A 23,184-nucleotide genomic window follows, 5' to 3' on the forward strand; every position below is an offset into this window, starting at 1 on the left:
CGGACGGCTCCGGCCGTCTCAGCCACCGACGTGGATGCCGGGGCGGCGCCCCGGGTCCGGCTCGTGCCGGCGGATGATCTCGCGCGTGACGGGCGCCGTGTCGCCGCGCCCCAGGAGGAAGTACCGGAACATGTGCTTCAGCGGGCTGCCCTCGGCCCAGGCGAAGTAGCAGTGCGGCCGGACACCGGTGGTGTCGCGCAGGGCGAGGAGGACCGCGGCGATGGCGTTCGGCGCGGCGGGCGCCTCGGCGCGCAGGACGCGGTGCCCGTCGACCTCGACGCCGTGGACGGCGAGCACCTCGCTGAAGTCCGAGGGGTCGACCACGTCGATCTCCAGGAACAGCACGTCGGCCCTGCCGGGCACCGGGTTGGTGCCCCGCTGCTCGCGCTCCTTCTCGCGGTACTCGGCCCCGTCACCGGCCTGCCGGCGGTTGGCGATGATGTTGATCGCCTGGTCGTGGGCCAGGGTCTCGGCGAGGAAGCGGCGGGCGGCCTCGTCGAAGACGATCCGGTCGGCGCGCAGTTCCGTGGTCCGCGAGACCCGGGAGATCAGCGACACGGCGACGATGCCGGCGATGAAGAAACCGGAGATCGTGATGCCGTCGGGCTTGTCGACGATGTTGTAGACCAGCGCGTAGAGCAGGATCAGGGTGAGCAGCGCGAACCCGGCCGCCACCGCGCGGCGCCCGCGGCGGGCCACCGAGACGGTGACCGCGAACGCGCCGGAGACCATCATCGCCAGGATGCCGGTGGCGTACGCCCCGGCCTGGGCGTCCACGTCGGCGTCGAAGGCGAAGGTGATGAGGACGCACAGGGCGGTGTAGACGAGGACGACGGGCCGCACCGCGCGCCCCCACTCGGGGGCCATGCCGTAGTCGGGCAGGTAGCGCGGGACGATGTTGATCAGTCCGGCCATGGCGGAGGCGCCGGCGAACCACAGGATCAGGATCGTGCTGATGTCGTAGACGGTGCCGAACGCCTCCCCGACGTGCTCGTGCGCGAGCCAGGCCAGGGCGCGGCCGTTGGCGGCGCCGCCCGGCCCGAACTCCTCGGCGGGGATGAGCACGGTGGTGACGAAGGAGGCGGCGAGCAGATACACGCTCATGATCAGCGCGGCCGTGGTCAGCAGCCGGCGGGTGTTGCGGATCCTCGCCCGCAGCCGCTGTTCCCGGTCCGCGCCGTCGGCGGCCACCAGCGGCATCATGCTCACGCCGGTCTCGAAACCGGACAGGCCGAGCACGAGGAGCGGGAAGGCCAGGAGCGCCGGGGTCATCAGCGCCCCGAACCCGCCTCCGCCGTCGGTGAGCGCCCCGGTCCAGGCGGCGAACGCGCCCGGGGTCGTGACGACATGGACGAGGCCGACGCCTATGACGACCGCGTTGAGCGCCAGGAAGACCGCGACCAGCGGGATGGCGACGCTCACGGCCTCGCTGAAGCCGAGCAGGAACACGCCGCCGAGGACGAGCAGCAGCACCACCGTGAGACCCACCTCGTGGCCGTGCAGCGCCTCGGGGAAGAAGGGGTTCTCCACGACGTGGACCGACGCGTCGGCCGTGGACAGGGTGATCGTGATGATCCAGGAGGTGGCGACGAAGCCGAGCAGCACGAGAACGAACAACTTGCCCCGCCAGAAGGGCAGCAGGTCCTCCAGCATCGCCACCGACCCGGCGCCGTGCGGGCTCTCCGCGGCCACCCTGCGATACATCGGCAGCATGCCCAGCAGGGTCAGGGCCACGATCAGCAGGGTCGCCAGGGGCGAGACCGCGCCGGCCGCGAGCGCGGCGATGGCCGGTACGTAGGCGAGGCTGGAGAAGTAGTCGACCCCCGTCAGGCACATCACCTTCCACCAGGCGTGCGGCTCGGCATGCCCCTCTCCCGCGGCGGGCCCGACGGGCTGCACCTGGTGGCGCAGCATCCACCGCGCCAGCCGCCCGGTGGGTTCCGGCCGCAGCGCGGGACTCTCCACCGTCTCGGGCACCGCGGCGCGCGTCTCCTGGTGCACGGCCCGGCCGTTCGCGTCCTTCATGGCTCCCATCGACTTTCTCTCGCTCCTGCGCACAGGCCGTCGGCACCGCCTCCCCGGCGGCGCGATCACCGAGTATGCGGCGTCCCGGTCGCCCTCCCGCCCCTCCACCAGGGGCCGAGCCGGGCCACCGCGCCGCTTCCCGGGCGGGGCGACGCGGGCCGGTTCCCCGGGAATCGGCCTCACCCGGGCGTTCCCGTCGTGTCCTGATCACCACGAGTCACCGGGAAAATCATGTCGCGTTCTTAACGGCTCCTCCGGAGGATCCCCGCATGCCCCGCACCCCGCGCCCGGCCCCGACCCGCACCACTCCCCCGCGTCCCTACGACGTGGAGGCGCTGTTCCCCGTCCTCGCCTCCGCCCCGTACCGCGGGACGGCGACGCGGCTGCACCCCCGGCAGGGCGCGCCGCGCCCGGACCGGAGCTCGGTCGGGGGGCCGCTGCTCCGGCCGGCCGGGAAACCGTGGCCGGTGCACCGCCACGCACCCGAAGGCGACGGGGCACCGGCTGTCGGACGTACGGCTCGGCGTGGAGCTGCGGTGGCGGCGCTCGGCCGAGGTGGGTGCCGTCCTCGTCCCGCAGCCCGAACCACCGTTCGCGGGGCGCGCGGAGTGCGTTCCCACGCCGTGCGTCGTCCACCCGGAGCGGGTCGTCGAGCACGCCTACCCGGAGCTGCTGCCGGAGGAGCTCCAGGAGGAGATCGCCGCGTGGGAGGAGAGCCTGCTGGACGACGGGGACGGCGAGGCGGACCCCACCGCCCTGGCGGGTCACGCGACGTACGAGGAGTACGCGGCGGCCATGGCCGAGGCCCGGGCACGTGAACCCGAGGAGTACGACTACATGAGCGACCTGTCGGTCGCGCCGGGCCGGAAGGTCGGCGGCTTCCCGTCCTGGCACCTGACCGGCCCCGCCGCGGTGGACTGCGCCGTGTGCGGGAGTGCGATGCCGCCGCTGCTCACCGTCGCCTCTCGGGAGTGCGACGGCGCCTCACGCGGCTGGCTGCCGGTGGAGGACCGCGGGGCGGCGGACGACCCGCGGGTGACCGACCCGACCGGCGTGTACCTCGGCCGCGGCCTCCTGCGGATCCACACCTGCCCCACGACCCCGCCCACCCGCACCGCCTCACCCAGGGATGACGGCTCCGCCGGTGCCTCCCCGCGCCACGGCTCCGGGATGCGCCCCGGAACGCGGGGTGCTGCGTGGAGCCGCAGCGCCGTCAGGTCATAGGGTGACGGCATGCCTAGAACTTCTCCTTCAGTCGCACTGGAAACCCTGCTCTCCGGCAACCGGCGCTTCGTGTCGGGCACCCCGGAGCACCCGAACCAGGACGCCGCCCGCCGCACGGAGCTGGCCCCCGGGCAGGACCCGTTCGCCGTCATCCTGGGCTGCTCCGACTCGCGCCTCGCCGCCGAGATCATCTTCGACCAGGGCCTCGGCGACCTGTTCGTGGTCCGGACCGCCGGTCACGTCATCGGCGCCGAGGTGCTCGGCAGCGTCGAGTACGCCACCAGCGTCCTCGGCGCCCGCCTGGTCGTCGTGCTCGGCCACGATTCCTGCGGCGCGGTCGCCGCGGCCCGCGCGGCCGTGGAGGACGGCTTCGCGGCCGGCGGCTTCGTGCGGGACGTGGTGGAGCGCGTGACGCCGAGCATCCTGGCGGCCCGTTCCGCCGGGCTGACCGCCGACAGCGACATCATCGACGCGCACATCCGGCACACCGTGGACCTGCTGCTCGACCGCTCCCGGCTGCTCCACGAGCAGGTGGAGAAGGGCGAGGTCGCCGTCGTCGGTCTCGGGTACGCGCTCGCCGAGGGCAGCGCCCGGCTGGTGACCACACGCGGGGTCGAGCCGGAGGAGGCGCCGGCTCCATGACCCTCCGCTTCGACTGCTCCGACCCGTCCGCCCGCGCGGACGGCCTCAAGGAGGCCGTCGCGGCCGTACGGCGGGGCGAGCTGGTGGTCGTGCCGACGGACACCGTCTACGGCGTCGCGGCCGACGCGTTCGACCCGAAGGCCGTCGCCGCGCTCCTCGCCGCGAAGGGCCGGGGCCGGCACAAGCCGTCGCCGGTCCTGGTCGACTCCCCCGACGCCTTGCGGGAGCTCGCGGACGAGGTGCCGGACGCGGCGCGGGCGCTGGTCGACGCGTTCTGGCCGGGCGGCCTGACCCTGGTGGTCCGTCACCGGGCCTCGCTCGACTGGGACCTGGGCGAGACGGGCGGCACGGTGGCGGTGCGGATGCCCGACCACCCCCTGACGCTCGACCTGCTCGCCGCGACCGGTCCGCTGGCGGTGTCCAGCGCCAACCTCACCGACCGGCCCTCACCGCAGGACTGCGACGCGGCGCGGGCCATGCTGGGCGACGCGGTGGCCGTCTACCTGGACGGCGGCCGGACCGCCGGCGCCGTGTCCTCGTCGATCGTGGACCTCAGCGGGGACGTTCCGGTACTGGTGCGGGACGGTGTCCTGCCGGTGGCGGAGCTGCGCGCGGTCGTGCCCGACCTCGTCGTGCCCTGAGCCGTACGGCGACACGGTGGCCCGGCTTCCCTGAAGGAGGGGCGCCGGGCCACCGGTGCGCCGGGCGGCCGCCCGGCGGAGCTTCCCCGGCCTGACCGGACCGGCTGTCCTTGTCCGGCCCGCCCGCGCGCCGCCGGTCCCGCCGCCCCCGCCCGGCCCGTGCGCGCTACTGTGAGGTAACTTCGGCCGTGCCCGTCCCCCGAGGAGCCTCATGTCCGATACCCGACGCTCCGCCCGGCTGCTCAGCGGCCTGCTGATCGGTGCCGGAGCGGCCCACTTCGCCGTACCGCGCCCCTTCGACGCCCTGATCCCCCGGACTCTGCCCGGTTCGGCCCGGACGTGGACCCGATGGAGTGGCGTCGCGGAGATCGCGGTCGGCGCCGCGGTGGCGGCGCCGCGCACGCGGCGGGCGGGGGCGGCCGCGGCCGCCGCGCTGTTCGTCGCCGTCTTCCCGGCGAACGTGAAGATGGCGTACGACTGGCGTCACCGCCCCGCCCCTCTGCGAGCGGCCGCCCTGGCCCGGCTCCCGCTGCAGGTCCCGCTCGTCCTGTGGGCGCTGAGCGTCCACCGGAACGAGGGCCCCGCGCCCCGGGCTTGACGCCCCCTCGCACCACCTCAGACCGCGGAGGCCGGGCCGGGCGGCAGGTGGACGGTCGTGATCAGGTGACAGGTCTCCGTGCCGTCCCCCGGTAGGTGTGGGGGCGTCGGCGTCGAAGGTGGCCCTCCCGCCGGCGGTGACGGGGTGCTCGGCGCCGACATCATGCCGGGTCGGGCGGTCAGCGGGCGGGGCCGAAGGCGGGTGGCCTCAGGTCGTCCCCGGCGGGGCCGACGTCACCGTCGCGCCACTCGGGGTCGTAGGCGCAGGGCACGCTCGCGCCGCCGGTGAAGTACCCCCGGTCCGGGTACCAGGTGAAGGACATCCGCTCGTCGCCGCCGTCCCGCTGGAGGTACAACTCCCAGGAGCTGTCGCCCTCCCCCTCGCGGTAGGAGGTGACCTTCCAGCCGTTGTCCCGCGCGAACCGGTGCAGCCGGCGCAGGCCGGGTACCGCCTGGCTCGCCGGCACCCGGTCCAGCGCCCAGTGGTGGCTCATCGAGGAGGCGCCTTCGACGGTGCGGTCCTCCAGGCCCAGCAGGCCCCCGTCGTAGCAGAAGTCGGCGCCGAACGTGTTCTCCGTGCTGACGCCGAGGTCCTCGACACCGGGTTCCACGGTCCGGGTGAAGCCGAGGACGGTGTACGCCTCCTGGGAGCGCTGGAGGGCGCGGTTCGCCATCTCCTCGGGCGGGACGCGGGGGTAGTCCGTCGAGTCCCAGGAGAGGCCGACGAGCAGCGCGACCAGGGCCAGGACGCCGGCGAGTGCGGCGATCCCGCATCCCAAGAGACCCCGGGCGCGGGCGGGGGTGTCGGCGGCAGGGGTGCGGGCGGGTGCGGTGTCGTCGGGCATACGAGGACGGTAGGCGGCCGGGCGGGCGGAGGCATGGGGGCGGCTACCGGGCCCGGGGTGAGTACGCGTACTCACCCCGGGGTCCTGTACGGCTCCTGGGCCCTCGGTGGCCGCGGACCGTGGTGGGGGCGCCGGGGCGGGTCAGCTCGGTGCGGCCGCCGTCCGGGGCGGCGGCATCGCGTCGGCCGCCGCGCGGCGGTACTCCGCGTTGATGCGCCGGGCCTCCTCGAGCTGGTCCTCCAGGATGATGATGCGGCAGGCGGCCTCGATGGGGGTGCCCTGGTCGACGAGTTCGCGGGCACGGGCGGCGACGCGCAGCTGGTAGCGGGAGTAGCGCCGGTGACCCCCCTCGGAGCGCAGCGGCGTGATCAGGCGGTGTTCGCCCAGGGCCCGGAGGAAGGAGGGCGTCGTGCCGAGCATGTCGGCGGCCCGGCCCATCGTGTAGGCGGGATAGTCGTCGTCGTCGAGCTTGTCGGCGGGGCTGGTACTGCGAGGGGGCATAGACCTCTTCTTCCGGGGACGCGTCGAGGGGCCCGGGCGCCGTCATGGCGCCCGGGCCCCGAGCTTGCAACACCATCTACCGGCGTATCAACGCCGGCCTTCCGTGTCCGCTGCGATCCGCCCCGGAGGGCGGACAAGCGGGGATCGCGGCTGCGTGACCGTGGACCACCTTCCCATCCGGGGCCTGCGGTACCCGGGCTGCGCTCCCCGCTCGCCCGGGCGATCCTGATGGCGTTCCGCTCCTTACCTTGTGCGTGACTACTCGTTCGTACTGCTGGACAACACGGGTACTGCGTGCGGCCCCTGGGGCCGCTCGGACCGGCGGCCGGCGAAGGAACCCACCACTTCCGGCTCCTTCACCCCGCCGCCGGTCCGCACCTGCTTCTACCTGCTGCGCGGCAATGCGTCCCTGCCGCGCTCCCGGACTTCTGGGTACGGCTCAACATTAACCCCCGCGCGAAGCAATGTCTATCTTCGCCGTGACAGATTTTCTGCGTCGGACGAAGGTGCGATTCTTGGCCTGTCGGATGCGAGAAGGTGCGTGGACGACGGAAGGGACGGCGTGCGCCGTCCCTTCCGCCGCGGCCGGTGCGGGGCAGTGGTCACCACCGCCCCGCACCGGCCTCCCGGTTCTCACCGCAGGGCGGCCTGCGGGTCAGAGGGCGCCGACGATGTCCTCGACCCGGGCCTTGGCGTCGCCGAAGAGCATCGCCGTGTTCTCGCGGAAGAACAGCGGGTTCTGCACGCCCGCGTATCCGGAGGCCATCGAGCGCTTGAAGACGATGACCTTGCCGGCCTCCCAGACGGTGAGCACCGGCATGCCGGCGATCGGGCTGCTGGGGTCCTCCGCTCCGGCCGGGTTGACCGTGTCGTTGGCGCCGATGACGAGGACGACGTCGGTCTTGGCGAAGTCCTCGTTGATCTCGTCCATCTCGAGGACGATGTCGTACGGCACCTTGGCCTCGGCCAGGAGCACGTTCATGTGCCCGGGCAGGCGGCCGGCGACGGGGTGGATGCCGAACCGTACGTCGATGCCCTTCGCCCGCAGCTTCGAGGTGAGCTCGGCGACGGGGTACTGCGCCTGGGCGACGGCCATGCCGTACCCGGGGGTGATGACGACCGAGCGGGCGGACGCCAGCAGTTCGGCGGCGGCCTGGGCGGTGATCTCCTGGTGCTCGCCGTAGTCGACGTCGGCTCCCGAGGGGGCCTCGATGCCGAAGCCGCCGGCGATGACGGAGATGAAGGAGCGGTTCATCGCCTTGCACATGATGTACGACAGGTAGGCACCGGAGGAGCCGACCAGCGCGCCGGTGATGATCAGCAGGTCGTTGCCGAGCAGGAAGCCGGAGGCTGCGGCGGCCCAGCCCGAGTAGCTGTTGAGCATCGAGACGACGACCGGCATGTCACCGCCGCCGATCGAGGCGACCAGGTGCCAGCCGAGGGCCAGCGCCAGGACCGTCACGGTGATCAGCAGCCACAGCTCCGGCGTGATCACGAACCACACCGTCAGGGCGACGAAGAGGACCAGCGAGCCGAGGTTGAGGGCGTTCTTGCCCAGCAGCACCAGCGGCTTGGAGTTGATCTTCGCGGAGAGCTTCAGGTAAGCCACGATGGAACCGGTGAAGGTCACCGCGCCGATGAACAGGCCGATGAACACCTCGGCGTGGTGGATGCCCAGCGTGCCGAGGGCGTCCAGAACCTTGGCCTCGTGGCCGTCGGGGTCGTGCTCGACGTTGAGGTAGCCGTTCCAGCTGACCAGCACGGCCGCCAGACCGACGAAGGAGTGCAGCAGCGCGATGAGTTCGGGCATGCCGGTCATCTCGACGCCACGGGCGCGCTGGAAGCCGATCACCGCGCCGACCAGCATGGCACCGGCCATCAGGCCGAGGCCGGCGCCGCTGACCTCGCCGTCGATCGCGAGGACGACCGTCGCGACGAGCGCGACGCCCATTCCGAGCATGCCGAAGGCGTTGCCGAGCCGGGCCGACTCGTGCTTGGAGAGTCCCGCCAGCGCCAGGATGAACAGCAGCGCGGCGACAAGGTAGGCCGCCTGTGCGGCAAGGGTCGCAGACATGTCAGCTCCGGTTGAACATGGCGAGCATGCGACGCGTCACCGCGAAGCCGCCGAAGATGTTGATACTGGCCAGGAGGATCGCCACGACCGACAGCACGGTGACCGCCGTGCTGGAGTGGCCGATCTGCAGGAGCGCGCCGACGACGATGATCCCGGAGATCGCGTTCGTCACCGACATCAGCGGCGTGTGCAGGGCGTGGTGCACGTGGCCGATCACGTAGTAACCGATCACGATCGCCAGGACGAAGACCGTGACGTGGGGCAGCAGCGCCGCGGGGGCGAACGCGGCGAGGAGGAACAGCGCCAGGGCGCCGAGGGCCACGCCGCCGAACCGCTGCTTCGGCGTCATCGGCGTCTTCGCCGGCTTCGGCGGTTCCGCGGCCTTGGCGGGCGCGGCGGCCGGGGCCGCCGAGACCTGCACCGGCGGAGGCGGCCAGGCCGACTCCCCCGCGCGCACGACGGTGATGGAGCGCTGCACCGGGTCGTCCCAGTCGAGGACCAGGTTGCCGTCCTTGGCGGGCGTCATCAGCTTCAGCAGGTTCACCAGGTTGGTGCCGTACAGCTGCGAGGCCTGCGCGGGCAGCCGGCCCGCCAGGTCGGTGTAACCGATGATCGTCACGCCGTTGGCGGTGACGACCTTCTCGCCCTTGACGGTGCCGACGACGTTGCCGCCGTTGGCCGCCGCCATGTCGACGATCACCGAACCGGGCTTCATGCTCGCCACCATCTCGGCGGTGATCAGCGTCGGCGCGGGGCGTCCCGGGATCAGCGCGGTGGTGATGACGATGTCGACGTCACGGCACTGCGCGGCGTAGAGCTCGGCCTCGCGCGCCTTGTAGTCGTCGCCCATCTCCTTCGCGTAGCCGGTCTTGGAGACCTCGACCTCGGGGGACTCGATGGACAGGTACTCGCCGCCCAGCGAGCGGACCTGGTCGGCCACCTCGGGCCGCGGGTCGGTCGCCCGGACGATCGCACCGAGCGAGCCGGACGCGCCGATCGCCGCCAGACCGGCGACGCCCGCGCCCGCGACGAGCACCTTGGCCGGCGGGACCTTGCCCGCGGCGGTCACCTGGCCGGTGAAGAAGCGGCCGAACTCGTGCGCCGCCTCGATGACGGCCCGGTAGCCGGCGATGTTGGCCATGGAGGAGAGGACATCCATCGACTGCGCCCGGCTGATGCGCGGCACGGCGTCCATCGACAGGGCGGTGAAGGGACGCCGGCCCAGTTCCTCGACCATCCCGGGGTCGAAGGCGGGCGTGAAAAGGGCGATGACCGTCGCCTCGGGCCGTACCCGGTCCAGCTGCGACCGGCTCGGAGCGTTGACCCCCAGCACCACATCAGCGGCCGCCGCGTCGCCGATGCTCGCGCCGGCGGCCTCGTAGGCGCTGTCGGTGAAGCCCGCCGCGCCCCCCGCACCCGGGTCGACCACGACGTCGTACCCCAATTTGCGGATTTGTTCGATCGTGGCCGGCGTGGCCGCGACGCGACTCTCACCTGCCCGCGCTTCCTTGAGCACTCCGACAATCACGAGTGATCTCCGTTCAAAGATGTTGCCGTGTCAAAACGTGCCAATAAATATCGATTCGGGATCGAGTTGTTGCCCCGATCAGAATCGGGCCGCCGCCGCGTCGATCGGAAGCATGCCGGTCGTGATCAATGCCACAACTCGCGTGGTATCGGCTTGAGATGCGCTTCATGCGGCACCTCGCATGGCTCATACCGTTCGCCCACCGGCCACGACGCAAGGTTCCACCCCCCGCCTCGCGGCGCCGTGACAGGCGCGCGGAGGGGCCGTGACACATCCCACGACGACGGGCCGCAGCCACTGGCGCCGTCCCCCTGCTAGGGCGGCCGACCAGCCCCGTAGCCCTCTCGTCGGCCGCCCGGGGGACCGGCGACACGGCCCGGGCGCACGCCCCGCTCTCCCCGCCGGTCTCCCCGGGTCCGCCCCGGGGACGGGCGACGGCCGTGCTTGTGAAACCTGGCCGGTTCCGCACTCGCCTGCTCTCCGGTTCCCGGTCGGCGAACGCGTACGGAACGGCGCGGGGAGGAACGACGTGGCGGCCAGGCGCCACCACGAGCGCGCGACGTGCCGTTGTTGTGCAGGCCCGCGTGTCCGCCTTGCCCGGTCACGGAAACCGCGTCACCGTTCGACGCGGTGCACGGCCCGTGGGGGCGTCACGGCGGGAGGCGGGAGCGGCGAGCGGTGGGGCTGCGGATCCATTTCACGTACGAGGACCTCGCGCGGGTGGTTCTGGCGGAGGAACCCGACCCGTTGTGGGAGGGATTGCTCAGCCTGCATCTGCTGCAGACCCGCGACGCGCCTCTCCTCTACGGCCGTTGGCGGCGGGCGGCGGGCGGCTGCCTCGCCCCGGACTCCCACCGTCTGCGGCGACTGGCCCCGCCCCGGGGGTACTCGGCGGACTTCCTGACCCCTTCGGCGGCGTCCGCCGGGTTCGCGGCGGGCGTCGAGGCGCTCCTGTCCACGCCCCGTCGGCAGCTGCGAACCGACCTGACGGAACTCGCCCGGGCCCGGCCGCTGCCCGGTTGGGCCCGCGCGCTCGCCGAGGGCGACCCCGAGGCGCTGAACGGGCTGGCCGGGCTGGTGCGCAGGCACCACGAGCGGTTCGTGGCCCCGTACTGGCCGCACATCCGCTCCCGCGTCGACGAGGCCCGGTCGGTGGCGACCAGGGCGCTGTCGCGGTCCGGGTTCGCGGGGCTGGCCGAGGGGCTGCATCCCAGCATGCGCTGGACGGCGCCGGTGCTGCACATCGCGGGCCCGCACCTGGAGGGTGACCTGCACCTGGACGGGCGAGGGCTGCGGATCATCCCCTCCTTCTTCTGCTGGCCCGGGCCGATCGTGCTCAAGGACGGCTCCCTGCCCCCGGTGCTCGTCCACCCGGTCACGCACGACCCGCGCTGGCTCGCGCCCCCGCCGTCCTCCTCCGGCACCACCCACCAGGCGCTCGCGGCGCTGCTCGGCAAGGCGCGGGCGGCGGTCCTGGAGGAAGTGGGCGAGGGCCGGACGACGAGCGAGCTGGCGAGCAGGGTGGGTCTCAGCCCGGCGACCGTCAGCCATCACGTCACCGTCCTGCGGGAGGCCGGGCTCCTCAGCAGCCGGCGGATCGGCGGCGCCGTCCTGCACACCGTGACCCGCCTCGGCGCGGACCTGCTGGACCAGGGGACGACCAGCGGTATTCGACCGAGCTCGAAACCCGTGGTCGGCGGTGGAGGGCGACCGCGACCATGGGCGGGCGGGACCGGCGGAGCCGCCGTCCCGCCCCGTCAGCACCCGGAGCATCCACAGGGGGATCACGAACCATGCCCGTCAAGCGTTCTCTGTCCGGAGTCCTCGGCGCCATGACCCTGGCGCTGGCCTCGGTCCTCGCCACCGGCCCCGCCCAGGCGGCACCGTCCGCCGCGGCCCCGTGGACCTCCCCCGCCCCCGCCCGTACGGAGCTGCTGCCGCCCGGTGCCGGTGTCCACTGCGCCCCTGGAAACTTCTGCGCCTCCGTCTGGGACCCGTCGGCGAACCGCTTCCGCGTCTTCTACTTCTACAACTGCACCCGCTACTACCTGTCGAACTGGAACGGGTGGGGCGAGGCCAAGAACAGCCAGAGCGGCGGCGCCGCCGCGACGCTCTACGGCTCGGGCGGCAACGTGATCAGGACCTACCCCGCCGACAACAACGTCTACGCCGTGGACTGGACGCCCGTCTACTCCCTGCGCAACTGCTGACCGGCGGTCCGGACACGTCGGTACGCGGCGGGGCCGCACCCGGCGGCCCCGCCGGATAAAGGAAAGGCCCGGATCGCCGGGCGCCGGGCTCGGAGCTCGGAACGGGGCGAGGAGGGGCGGGAAAAGCGGCTGTCCGCCCGAAGGAGCGCCCGCGCCGATGAGTTCGCCGTCCTCGAACGGTCTCCCCGGTGACACCACCGTTCTCGACGGGAGAGACATGTCCACGATCCAGCCGGTGATCCTCACGGCCGACCCGGACGTCCTGGTCGGCTTCTACACGCAGCTGTTCGGCGCCGAGGAGATCTTCCGGGTGCCGGAGGATGGCGCGGTCTTCTACCGGGGGCTGCGCATCGGCGACACCGACCTCGGGGTGGTGACGAAGGCCGACGCGGTGGGCCGGGGGGCGCCGCGCATCCTGCTCAGCATCGGTGTCGCCGATGTCGACGAGACGCTCGGCCGGGTGAGGGCGCTGGGCGGCACGGTCAGCGGCGGCCCCGACGACATGCCGTGGGGACAACGGGTGGCCCACGTGCGGGACCCCGACGGCAATGCGCTGAACCTCACCCAGCCGATCCCGGCCCGGTGACACCACCCGCGTCGTCCCCCGCCGCCCAGGAGGCGCAGGGCTGCGCGAGGACGACCCCGGGCAACGGTCGACGTACCACGGGCCGTTCCGTGACGGCCCTCTGCGCGTGCCCCGCTCCGGGCGGCGTCCGCACGCGGACGACACGCTTGAGGGTGTCCACCAGACCGGCCTCCTTCACGGCGGTCACCAGGGTGGACAGGGCCGGGTTGTTCGAGGCGGCGGTGGCGACCGGGTCCTGCGCCATGCCGGCGAAGGGGCCCGCGCCGTCCTTCGGGCTGCCCGCCTGAACCTGCCCGGCCACGGCCGGCGCGCTTGGAGAGGGCCGTCCCCTCGACGGCGTCCGGTCGGGTACGCCGAGTGGACGGCGCGCGGCGGCGGCTTCCCGCCGTCGCCACCCCGGTGACGGCCCGCCGGCGCGGGTCCGAGAGGCTGAGGCATGTCTCCGACACGAAAAGCACAGGGACCGCGCACGGCCCTCGCCCTGCCTCCCGTCCGGGACCACCGCCCGCCGCGACGGACACGGGCCGGGGTCCTGATCCTCCATGGCGGCCGGGCGGAGGCCCTGGAACCACCGCCCGCCCTCAACCCGCCTGCCCTGCGCATGCGGCCCTTCGCCCGGGCCATCGCGCGGGCCACCGCCCACGACGACGTCCTCGTCGCCCACGTCCGCTACGGGCACCGCGGCTGGAACGGTCACCAGGCGCACCCCGTCGCGGACGCCCACCGCGCCCTGGCGGAACTGCGGGAGCTGACCGGCCCCGTGCCCGTGGTCCTCGTCGGCCATTCCATGGGAGCACGGGCGGCGCTGCGCGCGGCATCGGACCCGCACGTGACCGGGGTCGTGGCGCTCGCCCCCTGGTGCCCGCCGGGGGAACCGGTCGCCCACCTGCGCGGCCGTACCGTCTGCGCCCTCCACGACGAGGCCGACCGGGTCACTTCCGCCGCGAGCACCTGGGCCCACCTCACCCGCGCCCGGGCGGCCGGTGCCCGGGTGAAGGGGCTGCGCATGCCCCACGGCGGCCACGCCATGATCCGCCAGGCCCCCCACTGGCACCGCCTCACCGCGGCGATCACGGCGGCCCTCCTGGGCATCGCGCCGTTCCCCTCCCCTCTCGCAGGGGACGCGGACTGGAACGGCGGCCCCGCCACCCCGGACACCACCGGATGAGGTCACGAGGGCCGAAGCCGCCGCGGCGGAGGGACGAGCGAGCCGCGCAGGGAGGGTGAGCTGGGACGGGCCGGAAGGGTGAGCGGGTACGGGCCGCTCCCGCGCCGCCGGCCCGGCCCCTACAGGTGCGCGAGGGCGAACGCCGACAGGAACCCCAGAACGGTGATCAGGCCCGTCATGAGGTGCACCCTGCCGTACGCCTCGGGAATCATCGTGTCCGCGATCATCGCGAGGATCGCCCCGCCGGCCACCGCCGTGATCACCGCCATCACCGCCGGGGACGCCCCGCCGAGGAGCGCGTACCCCGCCAGCGCCGCCAGACCGCTGATGACCGCGATACTCCCCCACAGGGCGAAGACGTACCGGCGGCTGCGCCCGGCCGCGCGCATGCCGGCGGCACTGGCCAGGCCCTCGGGCAGGTTGCTGATGAACACCGCTCCCACCGTGGCCACCCCGAGGTGCCCGCCGCCCAGCAGACTGGTGCCGATCACCACGGACTCCGGGACGCCGTCCAGCAGTGCCCCGAGCGCGATGGCGTTGCCCGAGCCGGGAGCCTCGCTCTCGCTCGGCTGCCGCCGGCCGGAGCGCTTGCGGTGCCGGGCCCCGTGCCGGGCCAGCAGGGCGTTCGCCCCCGAGTACACGACCGCTCCGCCGACCGCGCCGGTCACCACCGGCCCCATACCGGCCCGTTCGTACGCCTCGGCGATCAGCTCGAACGAGACCGCCGCCATCAGCACTCCGCTGCCGAACGCCATCACCAGCGCGATCAAGCGGGGCGGGACCCGTACGAACGATCCGGCGGCGGCGCCCACCAGCAGCGCCGCTCCCGCGAACAGACCCCATCCCCCCGCAGTCAGTGCTCCTGCCACAACCGCCTCGTTCCGCGCCGACGACACATGTCCCTCATGTGTACCCACCGGCCGCCGCCCGAGACCGGCGAACGGCAGCGGGCCCGCGCGGCGTACCCGGGTGGTCGTACGGGTGTGGGTCCCCCGGTGCCGGGGCAGGCGGTCCTCCTGAAGTCGCGGCGGGAAGCGCCGCCGCACCGCTCGACCGGAACGAAGGAGTATCCGCATGACGGAGAACGCGTGGGCCTACGGGGCGTCGGCCGGCTATCCGGTGGGCACGAACCTCGCCGGATGGCGGGTCGAGGCGACGGACGGGCACATCGGCAAGGTCGACAAGCACTCCGAAGACGTCGGTGACGCCTACCTGGTCGTCGACACCGGCGTATGGATCTTCGGCAAGGAGGTGCTGCTCCCGGCGAGCACGGTGACCCGGGTCGACGTGGAGGAGACCACGGTCCACGTCGGTCTGACCAAGGAACAGATCAAGAACGCTCCGGAGTTCCACTCCGACAAGCACCTCACGGACCGCCAGTACCGGGAGGAGATCGTCCTGTACTACCGGGAAGGCGGGCCGTTCAGGGGCGGTCCGAGCCCCGTCTGACCCCACCGGCCGGCCCCCCTGTCGACACGGAAGGAACCGTCGTGAACGAGCCCGGCTCCGAGCCCTCCTCCCCCGGCGGGGCCGTCGTGCCGCCGGTCGATGCCCACCTGGAGCTCCTGCTGCGGCTGGTGGCCGTACGCCGGGAGGCCAGCATGGCGATCTGCCTGACCACGCCGGGCGGCGTGGTGGGTGGTCACCTGGTGGGCCCCCAGGCCTGGGCCGACCGGTGGGAGGAGGTCGTGTCCGAGGCGATCGGCCGGCAGGAGCGGTCCGAGCTGCTGGCGCAGCTGCCGCACACCGTTCAGGCGGCCCTGCGGCAGACCACCGGGGACGACGGTGGTCTCCAGCCCTTCATCCACCTGGTGGACGTCACCTACATGTCCGTGCCCGGGACACCGACGACGCCCGTGTGGCGCGGGCGGGTCAGCGACATCTGCGGCTGGTCCCTCGGCGCCCCGTCCTGAGGCCGCGCGGCCCGCGACCCCGGCCTCGCGGGCGGGGCGTGGAGCGGTGGAGTTCAGTGGGTCCGGCCGCCCGGCCCGTCCGCCGGCGGCCCGGGCCTCGGCACACCCGGTGAGGTCGGCGCGGCCGGCGAGCCCGCCGTGGCCGCGTCCTCGACCAGCGCGTACGGCACGGCCGTCGGCGTCCTGCCCGGCTCCATCCGGTCCACGACCCGGGCGACCGCGTCGTAGACGCGACGGGCCAGCGGCTCGTCCGCACGGTCCCGGTCCACCCCGCCGTGGGCCTCGTAGTCGAGTTTGCGGAGGTACGCGGCCAGCTGGGGTCCGGTCAGGGTCACCTCGACCATCCCCTTCCTGCCCATCTCGCCCTTCAGTCCGCGCGGCTCCACGTCCCCGAAGGTGTCGTCGTCCAGGTCGTCCCGGCCGCTGAGCCGGGTCCGGTCCCACACGTCCTGAGTGAGGGCGATGTGGAACCGGGCGACCCTGGCCGCCTTGTCCAACCGGTCGGCGTGCCGGGGCGGGGACTGCGTACCGAGGTCACCGCACCCCGACACGGCCGGGGAAGCGGCGAGGACGGCGAGCACGGCGGCGACCGAGCGGAACCGGCGGAGCCGGCGGGACGGGCGGGAGCGGCGGATGGTGATCACCCGGCGATCGTGGCGAGGTACGGCCCTCGGCGAGGGGCATTCGCCCCCCGGTCACCGGAACGAGTGGACCGCCGCCCTTCCCCGGCGGTGGGAGATCGTGCCGCGCCGCTCTCCGATCCACCGGACGACCCCGCCCCTCATGCCAACCGGCCCTCGGGCACCGGGCGTTGCCCGGCTCCGTCCGGTGTCCCGGGGCGAGGGGCCGGAGCCCGCCGGGCAGGGGGTGCCGCGCGAGGTCCGCTGCGCAGTCTTCAGCGAAGGACCTGCTCGATGTGGTGGTCGAGGAGACGTTCGGCCGCTTCCGGGGTGCGGTAGCCGAGGGCGACGTCCACGCCGAGGCTGGTGGCGAGGGACCAGCAGATGTCGGCGTCGATGCGTTCCTCGGAGCGCGGCTTGCTGCCCCGCTGCTCCCGGGCTGCCGTGATGAGGCCGGCGGTGAAGGTGAGCAGCTCGTCGTCGCCCGGCGCCAGGACCTTGGCCATCGTCGGATCGGAGACCGCCCGGCCCGCGGCCGCCAACGCGAAGCGCATCAGCCGGGTGCTCTCCTCGGCCGGACTGATCAGCGCGTGGAGGCAGGCGCGGAGTACGCCCTCCGGACCGGTCGTGCCGGCGGCGGTGACCGCGCTCTCGATGGTGGCGTTGACGGCCCGTACGGCCCGGTCGAGGGCGTCGCGGATCAGGGCCTGCATCGAGGAGTAGTAGTGCTGGATCTGGCCCATGGAGACGCCCGCCTCCTCGGCGACCTTACGCAGCGACACCTGCTCGATGCCGCCGCGCACGGCCAGTGACCAGACGGCCTCGACGAGGCGCGTCCTGCGCGCCTCATGATCCACGATCTTCGGCACGGTACCGCCGCCTTCCTCGCCGTCTTCGCATCTTCACCATGCGATCGCATGGTGAAAACGGGCACTGTCGGTTTACAGTGCAGCCGCATGGTAAAACGCGATCGGACTGCGAGGATCCCATGAAATACGGCATCTACCAGGCGCTCGGCATGGCACTGCTCGTCATCGGAGCCCAGGGCGCCATCCGTCAGCTCGCCGACCACGACAACGCCGGCCTGCTGGGCCGGCTCCCAGGAGGCTTCGCCGCGAGCATCACCGTGTACGTACTGGCCGTCGTGTCCGGCGCGATCATCGCGAGCCGGGCTCACCACGCTCGTAAGGCGACCGGCGACTGACCTGGTGCGGTGACCTTTCCACCGGCCGCCCGGAATGCGCGGCAGACCTCAGGGCCGCAGGGCCGAGGCGGCCGCTTCGGCGGTGGCGTGGAACGTGAAGATCTGATCGAGGCCGACCACCTGGAAGACGCGCATCTGGTGGGGGCTGACTCCGGCCAGGCCGAAGGTCGAGTCGGCGGCTCGCGCCTTCTGGTAAGCGATGACGAGGACGGTGATGCCGGTGGAGTCGCAGTAGGTCAAACCGGACAGGTCGATGACGAGGCCCTGCCCTTGGAGCGGGGCGTCGTTGATGGCCGCGGTCAGGAGCTGAGCGGTGTGGTAGTCGAGCCCGCCCGTCACCTCCAGCACGTAGGGACCCGAAGGGATCTGCCGGGGCGTGACGATCAGGGTGTGGTCGAGGTCGGTCACCGAGTCTCCTGGATGTGGTCGTCGACGTGAGTGGAAACGGCCGGGTGGAGGAGCGTGGTGCCTTCACCGACTCCTTCGCCGAGGACGTACAGGAGGGCTCCGGCGGCGTTGGGCCGGGTATGCGGTGCGAGCCGGACGTGCCTCCGGGACGGGATGCTCCCGTTCGTCCTCGGCCGACGGAGCCGGCCGCATCTCTTGGGCCGAAAGCCGCACTTGGGCAGCCCGCATAGGGTTGACCGTCATCCTTCCCCCGTCCCCCCGGCAGGCCGCCTGCCCGCCCTGCGCGTACGCACGCCCGGCAGGCTTATCCTACGAAAATGTCGCGGTCGCTCGACCCGCCCCCCGTTGCGCGTCGCTGCGGATCGTCTCACGTGGCGGCGCGGGATGTCCCTTCTCTTCCCTGTTGTCCGCCGATGATCGGGGCGCGCGGCAGGCGAGGGGAGCGGCTTCGCCGCGCATGCCCGTCGGGGTGTGGGGAAAGGGGGTGCAATGGCGCGTACGGAAGGCAGTGCTCACGAGCCGGGGGCTGAAGCCACGATGGGAGTGTTCGACGCCGACGGGGAGGTCGGCGGGGACCTGGCCCGTGTGGACTGGTCGGCGACCCCGCTGGGCCCGCCCGAGCACTGGCCGCAAAGCCTGCGGACGGCGGTGAGCATCCTTCTGTCGTCCCGGTTCTCCATGTGGATGGCGTGGGGACCGGAGCTGACGTTCTTCTGCAACGCCGCATATCGCCGCGACACCCTGGGGCGGAAGTACCCCTCGGCGTTGGGGCGCCCGGCCAGCGAGGTGTGGGCGGAGATCTGGGACGACATCGGTCCGCGCATCGACACGGTCATGACCACGGGCCGGGCGACCTGGGACGAGAGTCTGCTGCTGTTCCTGGAACGCTCCGGGTACACGGAGGAGAGCTACCACACCTTCTCCTACAGCCCGCTGCGCGACGACTCCGGCGTCGTGGTCGGCATGCTGTGCGTGGTCAGTGAGGACACCGAACGCGTCCTGGGCGAACGCCGGATGGCGACCCTGCGGGACCTCGGATCCGATCCCAGCGTGGTGCGTACCGAACGGGAAGTGCTGGCGTTCGCCGGCCGGCAGCTGCGCCGCAATCTGCGGGACCTGCCCTTCACCCTGACCTACCTGCTCCGGCCCGACGGCACGGCCGAGCTCGCCGGTACCACCGGGCTGCCCGCCGGACACCCGATGGCGCCCGCCGTCCTGCGGGCCGACAGCGCTGGCAGCGTGTGGCCCGTCGCGGCACCGGCGCGTGGTGAGTCCGTACTGATGCCGCTCGACCGGGCACCGTTCACCGGCCTGCCGGGCGGAGACTGGCCGGAGCCGCCCGTGCGGGCACTGGTGACGCCGCTGCCGCGGCAGGGCGGCGCTCCGTACGGCTTCCTCGTGGCCGGGCTGAATCGGTACCGCGTCTTCGACGACGCCTACCGCGGCTTCGTGGAGCTGACCGCCGGCCATCTCGCCTCCGGGATCGCCAGCGCCCGCAGCTACGAGGCGCAGCAGCGGCGGGCGGAGGAGCTGGCCGAGCTCGACCGGGCCAAGACCACCTTCTTCTCCAACATCAGCCATGAGTTCCGCACACCGCTGACCCTGATCATGGGGCCCGTGGAGGAACTGCGCGGCCGGCTGGCCGGCGCCGGCGACCAGGTGCGGGAAGAACTGGACGTCATCCACCGCAACGGGCTCCGGTTGGGCAAGCTGGTCAACTCCCTGCTGGACTTCTCCCGCATCGAAGCCGGCCGCATGCAGGCCCGCTACGAGCCCGTCGATCTCCCCCAGGTCACCGCCGACCTGGCCAGTGTCTTCAGGTCGGCCGTCGACAAGGCCGGTCTGGACTTCCGTATCGACTGCCCGCCGCTGGCCCAGCAGGTCCACGTCGACCGCGGCATGTGGGAGAAGGTGGTGCTGAACCTTCTCAGCAACGCCCTGAAGTTCACCTTCGACGGTGCGATCGGCGTCGCCGTGCGCGGCGACGACACCCATGCGGTGGTCACCGTCGCCGACACCGGCATCGGCGTCTCCGCCGAGGAGATGCCCCGGTTGTTCGAACGGTTCCACCGCATCGAGAACGCCCGCTCCCGGTCCAATGAGGGCAGCGGTATCGGCCTGGCCCTGGTCAAGGAACTGGTCGCTCTGCACGGGGGCACCATCACCGCCGACAGCACCGAAGGCGAAGGAACCCGCTTCACCGTCCGCCTGCCCTTCGGTACCGCCCACCTGCCCCCCGACGCGCTGGTCCCGGCCGAGGCCGAGGACGGCCACCAGCCGTCCGCGGCCGAACCCTATGTGCAGGAAGCACTGCGGTGGCTGCCGTCGGATGCGTCTCCGGACGTACCGGCGATGGCGACGTCCCACGAAGGGCCGGGGCACATCTCCGGCCCGGCCGTCACCGCCCGCGTCCTGGTCGCCGACGACAACGCCGACATGCGCGAGTACCTCACCCGCCTCCTCCTCGGCGCCGGATACCGGGTCGACGCCGTCAACGACGGCATGGCGGCGCTGAACACGATCCGCACCGACGCCCCCGACCTGGTGATCAGCGACGTCATGATGCCCGGCCTCGACGGCCTGGGCCTGGTGGCGGCCCTGCGTACCGACCCCCGGACCGCCTCGGTGCCGGTACTGCTCCTGTCGGCCAGGGCAGGTCAGGAGGCGTCCATCGAGGGCCTGCAGGCAGGTGCCGACGACTACCTCGTGAAGCCGTTCTCGGCAGCCGAGCTGCTCGCCCGCGTGCGGGCCTGCGTCGAACTGGCCAGACTGCGCAGCCACCAGGCCCGCTGGCGCACCGCCCTGGTCGACTCCCTGCAGGAAGCGTTCTTCGTCTGCGACGAGGAAGGCGCCGTCATCGAGATCAACACAGCCTTCAGCGACATCCTCGGCTACGGGCCCGAGGGCCTGCCCTACCGCCCGGTCCACCCCTGGTGGCCGGACGCCGACGCCGACCCTGACGCACATCGGCAGGTCACCGCCGCCTTCGCCCAGTTGATGAACCACCCCAAGGGCTCCTACACCGTCCCCGTCACCCATCACGACGGGCACCGGGTGTGGGCGACCGCCACCTTCAACAAGGCGCAGGATCCGGACACCGGACGTCAGGTGACGGTCGGCACCTTCCGGGATGTCACCGCCGAGCACTACGCCATCCAGCGCAAGAGCGCGCAGGCGTCACTGGCCGTTCGACTGACCCAGGCCACCAGTTTGCCGGAGGCTCTCAGGGGCGCTCTGACGGAGCTGAAGCACCTCTGGAACGCCCCGTGCGTCCTCGCGGCGGTGTCGCGCCCCGCCCGGGAACCGGACCTCACGGTCGCCGAAGCCGAGACACGCTGGCAGGACCTGCCCGCCGAACGCCGCGCCAAGCTCACCGCCTGGTTCGACCAACCCCCCCTCACCCCGATCGACGACGCCACCGGCGCGGGCATCACCCTCGACCATCCCGACGGCCCGATGGTGGTGTGGATCGATCTCGGTGATCAGCGCCGCCTCTCCGAGGAGGACCAGCTGCTGCTGTCCCTGCTGGCCGGACAGCTCGCGCAGGGTCTGACCCGCGCCCACCAGATCGACCAGCAGCGCGAGACGGCTCTCGCGCTCCAGCGCGCCATCCTCGGACCCGCTCGACTCCCCTCGGGTTTCGCCGTCCGCTACGAGCCCGCCACCCGCCCCCTGGAGGTCGGCGGTGACTGGTACGACACCATCACGCTGCCCGACGGGCGCATCGGCATCGTCGTCGGCGACTGCGTCGGCCGCGGCCTGCAAGCGGCCACCGTCATGGGGCAGTTGCGCAGTGCCTGCCGCGCTCTGCTTCTGCAGGACTCCAGTCCCGCCCGGACACTGATGGCGCTGGACCGCTTCGCCGCCGGTGTTCCCGGCGCACTGTGCACCACGGTCTTCTGCGGTGTCCTCGACCCCGAAGCCGGGCGCCTCACCTACTCCAGCGCGGGGCACCCGCCCGGCATCCTCGCCCGCCCCGACGGCACCACCCACCTCCTCGAAGAAGGACGCTCCATTCCGCTGGCCGTGCGCCTCGGCACCGAACGGCCCGTGGGCACCTGCACCATCCCGGCGCGCTCGACGCTGCTGCTCTACACCGACGGCCTCGTCGAACGACGCCGCCAGTCGCTGAACGTCGGCATCGACCGGGCCTGTGAAGCCGTCAAGGCCGGCCGGAACGTGGCCGTCGACGACCTCGCCACCCGGGTGATGGCCCAGCTCGCGCCCGAGGGCGGCTACGACGACGACGTCGCCCTGCTCCTCTACCGCCACCCCGCGCCGTTGGAGATGGACTTCCCCGCCGAGTCGTCGCAGCTCGCGCCCGTCCGACATGCTCTGCGCACCTGGCTGGACCGGTGCGAGCTGCCTCCGCACACGGCCCAGAACATCCTGGTCGCGGTAGGGGAAGCCTGCGCCAACGCCATCGAGCACGGCCACCGGGACGCGCCCGGGGACGTCCGGCTGCGCGCTGAAGCCCTGGTCGACGACCTCCGCCTGACCGTCGCCGATTCCGGTCGGTGGAAGACGCCACAGCCCGAACTCAGCGCCCACCGAGGCCGGGGCATGATGCTGATGCGTGCTCTGATGCAGAACGTCACCATCACCTCCGACGCCACGGGAACCACCGTCGACATGCACGCGAGGATCGCCTGATGTCCACCCCTCTCACCCTGACCCGCAGTCGGCGACCTGACGGCGTCGTTCAGCTGACGGCTGTCGGTGACATCGACATGAGCAACACCGACGCCTTGGCCGAGGCCATCGAGACCATCCAGGGTCCGCTCGTGATCGACCTCACCGCTGTCGAGTACCTCGACAGCGCCGGCCTGAACGTACTCTTCCGCCACTCCGATCGCATGGAACTCATCGCGACACCCCTGCTGGCGCCTGTACTGGAGATCTCCGGCCTCACCCAGCTCACCACGGTCCACGGCCTTCACGTCGACGACTAGGCCGTGTCTTTTGGATCACGCCGCGAGCCCGGCAAGATCCGAAAGA

General features: G+C 72.6%; 23 protein-coding genes. 13 read left to right on the top strand and 10 right to left on the bottom strand.

Annotated features, from left to right (window positions below):
* Positions 1 to 18: 18 nt before the first annotated feature.
* Positions 19 to 2,034 (bottom strand): amino acid transporter, encoded by a 2,016-nt coding sequence (locus tag ACFY60_RS27740; RefSeq protein WP_389459692.1) that lies wholly within the window; start codon positions 2,032 to 2,034, stop codon positions 19 to 21.
* A gap of 516 nt (positions 2,035 to 2,550) precedes the next feature.
* Here ACFY60_RS27740 and ACFY60_RS27745 point away from each other — a divergent pair.
* The 4 genes from ACFY60_RS27745 (at position 2,551) to ACFY60_RS27760 (ending at position 5,130) form a co-directional block, all read left to right on the top strand.
* Positions 2,551 to 3,249 (top strand): hypothetical protein, encoded by a 699-nt coding sequence (locus ACFY60_RS27745; protein WP_388616225.1) that lies wholly within the window; start codon positions 2,551 to 2,553, stop codon positions 3,247 to 3,249.
* A 9-nt stretch (positions 3,250 to 3,258) separates the two neighbouring features.
* Positions 3,259 to 3,891 (top strand): carbonic anhydrase, encoded by a 633-nt coding sequence (locus ACFY60_RS27750; RefSeq protein ID WP_388616228.1) that lies wholly within the window; start codon positions 3,259 to 3,261, stop codon positions 3,889 to 3,891.
* Positions 3,888 to 4,532, top strand: a complete 645-nt coding sequence (locus ACFY60_RS27755; RefSeq protein WP_388616231.1) for an L-threonylcarbamoyladenylate synthase — start codon at positions 3,888 to 3,890, stop codon at positions 4,530 to 4,532. Before ACFY60_RS27750 ends, ACFY60_RS27755 begins: the two co-directional genes overlap by 4 nt.
* A 211-nt stretch (positions 4,533 to 4,743) precedes the next feature.
* A complete protein-coding gene (locus tag ACFY60_RS27760) occupies positions 4,744 to 5,130 on the top strand; it encodes a hypothetical protein (RefSeq protein WP_388616234.1) in 387 nt (128 codons plus the stop codon).
* Positions 5,131 to 5,308: 178 nt separating this feature from the next.
* Here ACFY60_RS27760 and ACFY60_RS27765 read toward each other — a convergent pair whose 3' ends face one another.
* The 4 genes from ACFY60_RS27765 to ACFY60_RS27780 all read right to left on the bottom strand — a co-directional run bounded on the left by ACFY60_RS27765 (position 5,309) and on the right by ACFY60_RS27780 (position 10,077).
* Complete coding sequence (locus tag ACFY60_RS27765) at positions 5,309 to 5,974, bottom strand: hypothetical protein (protein WP_388616237.1); 666 nt, start codon at positions 5,972 to 5,974, stop codon at positions 5,309 to 5,311.
* Between the two features lie 141 nt (positions 5,975 to 6,115).
* Positions 6,116 to 6,475 (bottom strand): MerR family transcriptional regulator, encoded by a 360-nt coding sequence (locus tag ACFY60_RS27770; protein ID WP_388616240.1) that lies wholly within the window; start codon positions 6,473 to 6,475, stop codon positions 6,116 to 6,118.
* Between the two features lie 655 nt (positions 6,476 to 7,130).
* Positions 7,131 to 8,549 carry a Re/Si-specific NAD(P)(+) transhydrogenase subunit beta gene (gene pntB, locus ACFY60_RS27775; protein ID WP_388616243.1) on the bottom strand — a complete coding sequence of 473 codons (1,419 nt, stop codon included), beginning with the start codon at positions 8,547 to 8,549 and terminating at the stop codon, positions 7,131 to 7,133.
* A gap of 1 nt (position 8,550) precedes the next feature.
* A complete protein-coding gene (locus tag ACFY60_RS27780; protein WP_388616246.1) occupies positions 8,551 to 10,077 on the bottom strand; it encodes a Re/Si-specific NAD(P)(+) transhydrogenase subunit alpha in 1,527 nt (508 codons plus the stop codon).
* 678 nt (positions 10,078 to 10,755) lie between these two features.
* On the opposite strand from ACFY60_RS27780, the gene ACFY60_RS27785 reads away from it, so the two are divergent.
* The 3 genes from ACFY60_RS27785 (at position 10,756) to ACFY60_RS27795 (ending at position 12,873) form a co-directional block, all read left to right on the top strand.
* Positions 10,756 to 11,913 carry an ArsR/SmtB family transcription factor gene (locus ACFY60_RS27785; RefSeq protein ID WP_388616247.1) on the top strand — a complete coding sequence of 386 codons (1,158 nt, stop codon included), beginning with the start codon at positions 10,756 to 10,758 and terminating at the stop codon, positions 11,911 to 11,913.
* Entirely contained in the window at positions 11,871 to 12,287 is a 417-nt protein-coding gene (locus tag ACFY60_RS27790) for a hypothetical protein (RefSeq protein WP_388616250.1), read from the top strand. Before ACFY60_RS27785 ends, ACFY60_RS27790 begins: the two co-directional genes overlap by 43 nt.
* A 217-nt stretch (positions 12,288 to 12,504) precedes the next feature.
* Positions 12,505 to 12,873 carry a VOC family protein gene (locus tag ACFY60_RS27795; RefSeq protein WP_388616496.1) on the top strand — a complete coding sequence of 123 codons (369 nt, stop codon included), beginning with the start codon at positions 12,505 to 12,507 and terminating at the stop codon, positions 12,871 to 12,873.
* Here the strand turns inward: ACFY60_RS27795 and ACFY60_RS27800 are convergent.
* Complete coding sequence (locus ACFY60_RS27800) at positions 12,848 to 13,174, bottom strand: hypothetical protein (protein ID WP_388616251.1); 327 nt, start codon at positions 13,172 to 13,174, stop codon at positions 12,848 to 12,850. The genes ACFY60_RS27795 and ACFY60_RS27800 overlap by 26 nt on opposite strands.
* A 135-nt stretch (positions 13,175 to 13,309) precedes the next feature.
* Here ACFY60_RS27800 and ACFY60_RS27805 point away from each other — a divergent pair, with 135 nt between their 5' ends.
* A complete protein-coding gene (locus ACFY60_RS27805; RefSeq protein ID WP_388616254.1) occupies positions 13,310 to 14,041 on the top strand; it encodes an alpha/beta hydrolase in 732 nt (243 codons plus the stop codon).
* A 119-nt stretch (positions 14,042 to 14,160) separates the two neighbouring features.
* On the opposite strand, the gene ACFY60_RS27810 is transcribed toward ACFY60_RS27805, so the two are convergent.
* On the bottom strand, positions 14,161 to 14,910 hold the full coding sequence (locus ACFY60_RS27810) for a ZIP family metal transporter (protein ID WP_388616256.1): 750 nt from the start codon (positions 14,908 to 14,910) through the stop codon (positions 14,161 to 14,163).
* A gap of 205 nt (positions 14,911 to 15,115) precedes the next feature.
* Between ACFY60_RS27810 and ACFY60_RS27815 the strand changes: the two genes are divergently transcribed.
* Together ACFY60_RS27815 and ACFY60_RS27820 are read left to right on the top strand one after the other, a co-directional pair.
* Positions 15,116 to 15,490 carry a PRC-barrel domain containing protein gene (locus ACFY60_RS27815; RefSeq protein ID WP_388616259.1) on the top strand — a complete coding sequence of 125 codons (375 nt, stop codon included), beginning with the start codon at positions 15,116 to 15,118 and terminating at the stop codon, positions 15,488 to 15,490.
* A 41-nt stretch (positions 15,491 to 15,531) separates the two neighbouring features.
* Positions 15,532 to 15,954 (top strand): hypothetical protein, encoded by a 423-nt coding sequence (locus ACFY60_RS27820; protein WP_388616262.1) that lies wholly within the window; start codon positions 15,532 to 15,534, stop codon positions 15,952 to 15,954.
* Between the two features lie 53 nt (positions 15,955 to 16,007).
* Here the strand turns inward: ACFY60_RS27820 and ACFY60_RS27825 are convergent, their stop codons facing one another.
* Positions 16,008 to 16,598, bottom strand: a complete 591-nt coding sequence (locus tag ACFY60_RS27825) for a hypothetical protein (RefSeq protein ID WP_388616265.1) — start codon at positions 16,596 to 16,598, stop codon at positions 16,008 to 16,010.
* A gap of 251 nt (positions 16,599 to 16,849) precedes the next feature.
* Positions 16,850 to 17,443, bottom strand: coding sequence for a TetR/AcrR family transcriptional regulator (locus tag ACFY60_RS27830; RefSeq protein WP_388616268.1), 594 nt, complete (start codon positions 17,441 to 17,443; stop codon positions 16,850 to 16,852).
* Positions 17,444 to 17,562: 119 nt separating this feature from the next.
* Between ACFY60_RS27830 and ACFY60_RS27835 the strand changes: the two genes are divergently transcribed.
* The gene (locus tag ACFY60_RS27835; protein WP_388616271.1) at positions 17,563 to 17,778 is read left to right on the top strand and encodes a hypothetical protein; all 216 of its coding nucleotides are present in this window, start codon (positions 17,563 to 17,565) and stop codon (positions 17,776 to 17,778) included.
* A 48-nt stretch (positions 17,779 to 17,826) separates the two neighbouring features.
* Here ACFY60_RS27835 and ACFY60_RS27840 read toward each other — a convergent pair whose 3' ends face one another.
* The gene (locus ACFY60_RS27840; protein ID WP_388616274.1) at positions 17,827 to 18,186 is read right to left on the bottom strand and encodes an STAS domain-containing protein; all 360 of its coding nucleotides are present in this window, start codon (positions 18,184 to 18,186) and stop codon (positions 17,827 to 17,829) included.
* Between the two features lie 489 nt (positions 18,187 to 18,675).
* Between ACFY60_RS27840 and ACFY60_RS27845 the strand changes: the two genes are divergently transcribed.
* Both ACFY60_RS27845 and ACFY60_RS27850 read left to right on the top strand, forming a co-directional pair.
* Positions 18,676 to 22,839: a SpoIIE family protein phosphatase gene (locus ACFY60_RS27845; protein WP_388616276.1), complete on the top strand. Its 4,164-nt coding sequence runs from the start codon at positions 18,676 to 18,678 to the stop codon at positions 22,837 to 22,839.
* The gene (locus ACFY60_RS27850; protein WP_388616279.1) at positions 22,839 to 23,138 is read left to right on the top strand and encodes an STAS domain-containing protein; all 300 of its coding nucleotides are present in this window, start codon (positions 22,839 to 22,841) and stop codon (positions 23,136 to 23,138) included. The genes ACFY60_RS27845 and ACFY60_RS27850 overlap by 1 nt, the downstream gene beginning before the upstream one ends.
* Positions 23,139 to 23,184 lie beyond the last annotated feature (46 nt).

Origin of the sequence: Streptomyces sp. NPDC012827, assembly GCF_042900905.1 — a bacterium.
Classification (GTDB): domain Bacteria; phylum Actinomycetota; class Actinomycetes; order Streptomycetales; family Streptomycetaceae; genus Streptomyces; species Streptomyces gulbargensis.

Excerpts from the sequence above, each read along its gene's own strand:
- ACFY60_RS27835 (WP_388616271.1), top strand. The coding sequence starts at position 17,563 with ATGAAATACGGCATCTACCAGGCGCTCGGCATGGCACTGCTCGTCATC.
- ACFY60_RS27765 (WP_388616237.1), bottom strand. The coding sequence starts at position 5,974 with ATGCCCGACGACACCGCACCCGCCCGCACCCCTGCCGCCGACACCCCC.
- ACFY60_RS27845 (WP_388616276.1), top strand. The coding sequence starts at position 18,676 with ATGGCGCGTACGGAAGGCAGTGCTCACGAGCCGGGGGCTGAAGCCACG.
- ACFY60_RS27750 (WP_388616228.1), top strand. The coding sequence starts at position 3,259 with ATGCCTAGAACTTCTCCTTCAGTCGCACTGGAAACCCTGCTCTCCGGC.
- ACFY60_RS27795 (WP_388616496.1), top strand. The coding sequence starts at position 12,505 with ATGTCCACGATCCAGCCGGTGATCCTCACGGCCGACCCGGACGTCCTG.
- ACFY60_RS27740 (WP_389459692.1), bottom strand. The coding sequence starts at position 2,034 with ATGGGAGCCATGAAGGACGCGAACGGCCGGGCCGTGCACCAGGAGACG.
- pntB (WP_388616243.1), bottom strand. The coding sequence starts at position 8,549 with ATGTCTGCGACCCTTGCCGCACAGGCGGCCTACCTTGTCGCCGCGCTG.
- ACFY60_RS27790 (WP_388616250.1), top strand. The coding sequence starts at position 11,871 with ATGCCCGTCAAGCGTTCTCTGTCCGGAGTCCTCGGCGCCATGACCCTG.
- ACFY60_RS27815 (WP_388616259.1), top strand. The coding sequence starts at position 15,116 with ATGACGGAGAACGCGTGGGCCTACGGGGCGTCGGCCGGCTATCCGGTG.
- ACFY60_RS27770 (WP_388616240.1), bottom strand. The coding sequence starts at position 6,475 with ATGCCCCCTCGCAGTACCAGCCCCGCCGACAAGCTCGACGACGACGAC.
- ACFY60_RS27755 (WP_388616231.1), top strand. The coding sequence starts at position 3,888 with ATGACCCTCCGCTTCGACTGCTCCGACCCGTCCGCCCGCGCGGACGGC.
- ACFY60_RS27805 (WP_388616254.1), top strand. The coding sequence starts at position 13,310 with ATGTCTCCGACACGAAAAGCACAGGGACCGCGCACGGCCCTCGCCCTG.
- ACFY60_RS27850 (WP_388616279.1), top strand. The coding sequence starts at position 22,839 with ATGTCCACCCCTCTCACCCTGACCCGCAGTCGGCGACCTGACGGCGTC.
- ACFY60_RS27760 (WP_388616234.1), top strand. The coding sequence starts at position 4,744 with ATGTCCGATACCCGACGCTCCGCCCGGCTGCTCAGCGGCCTGCTGATC.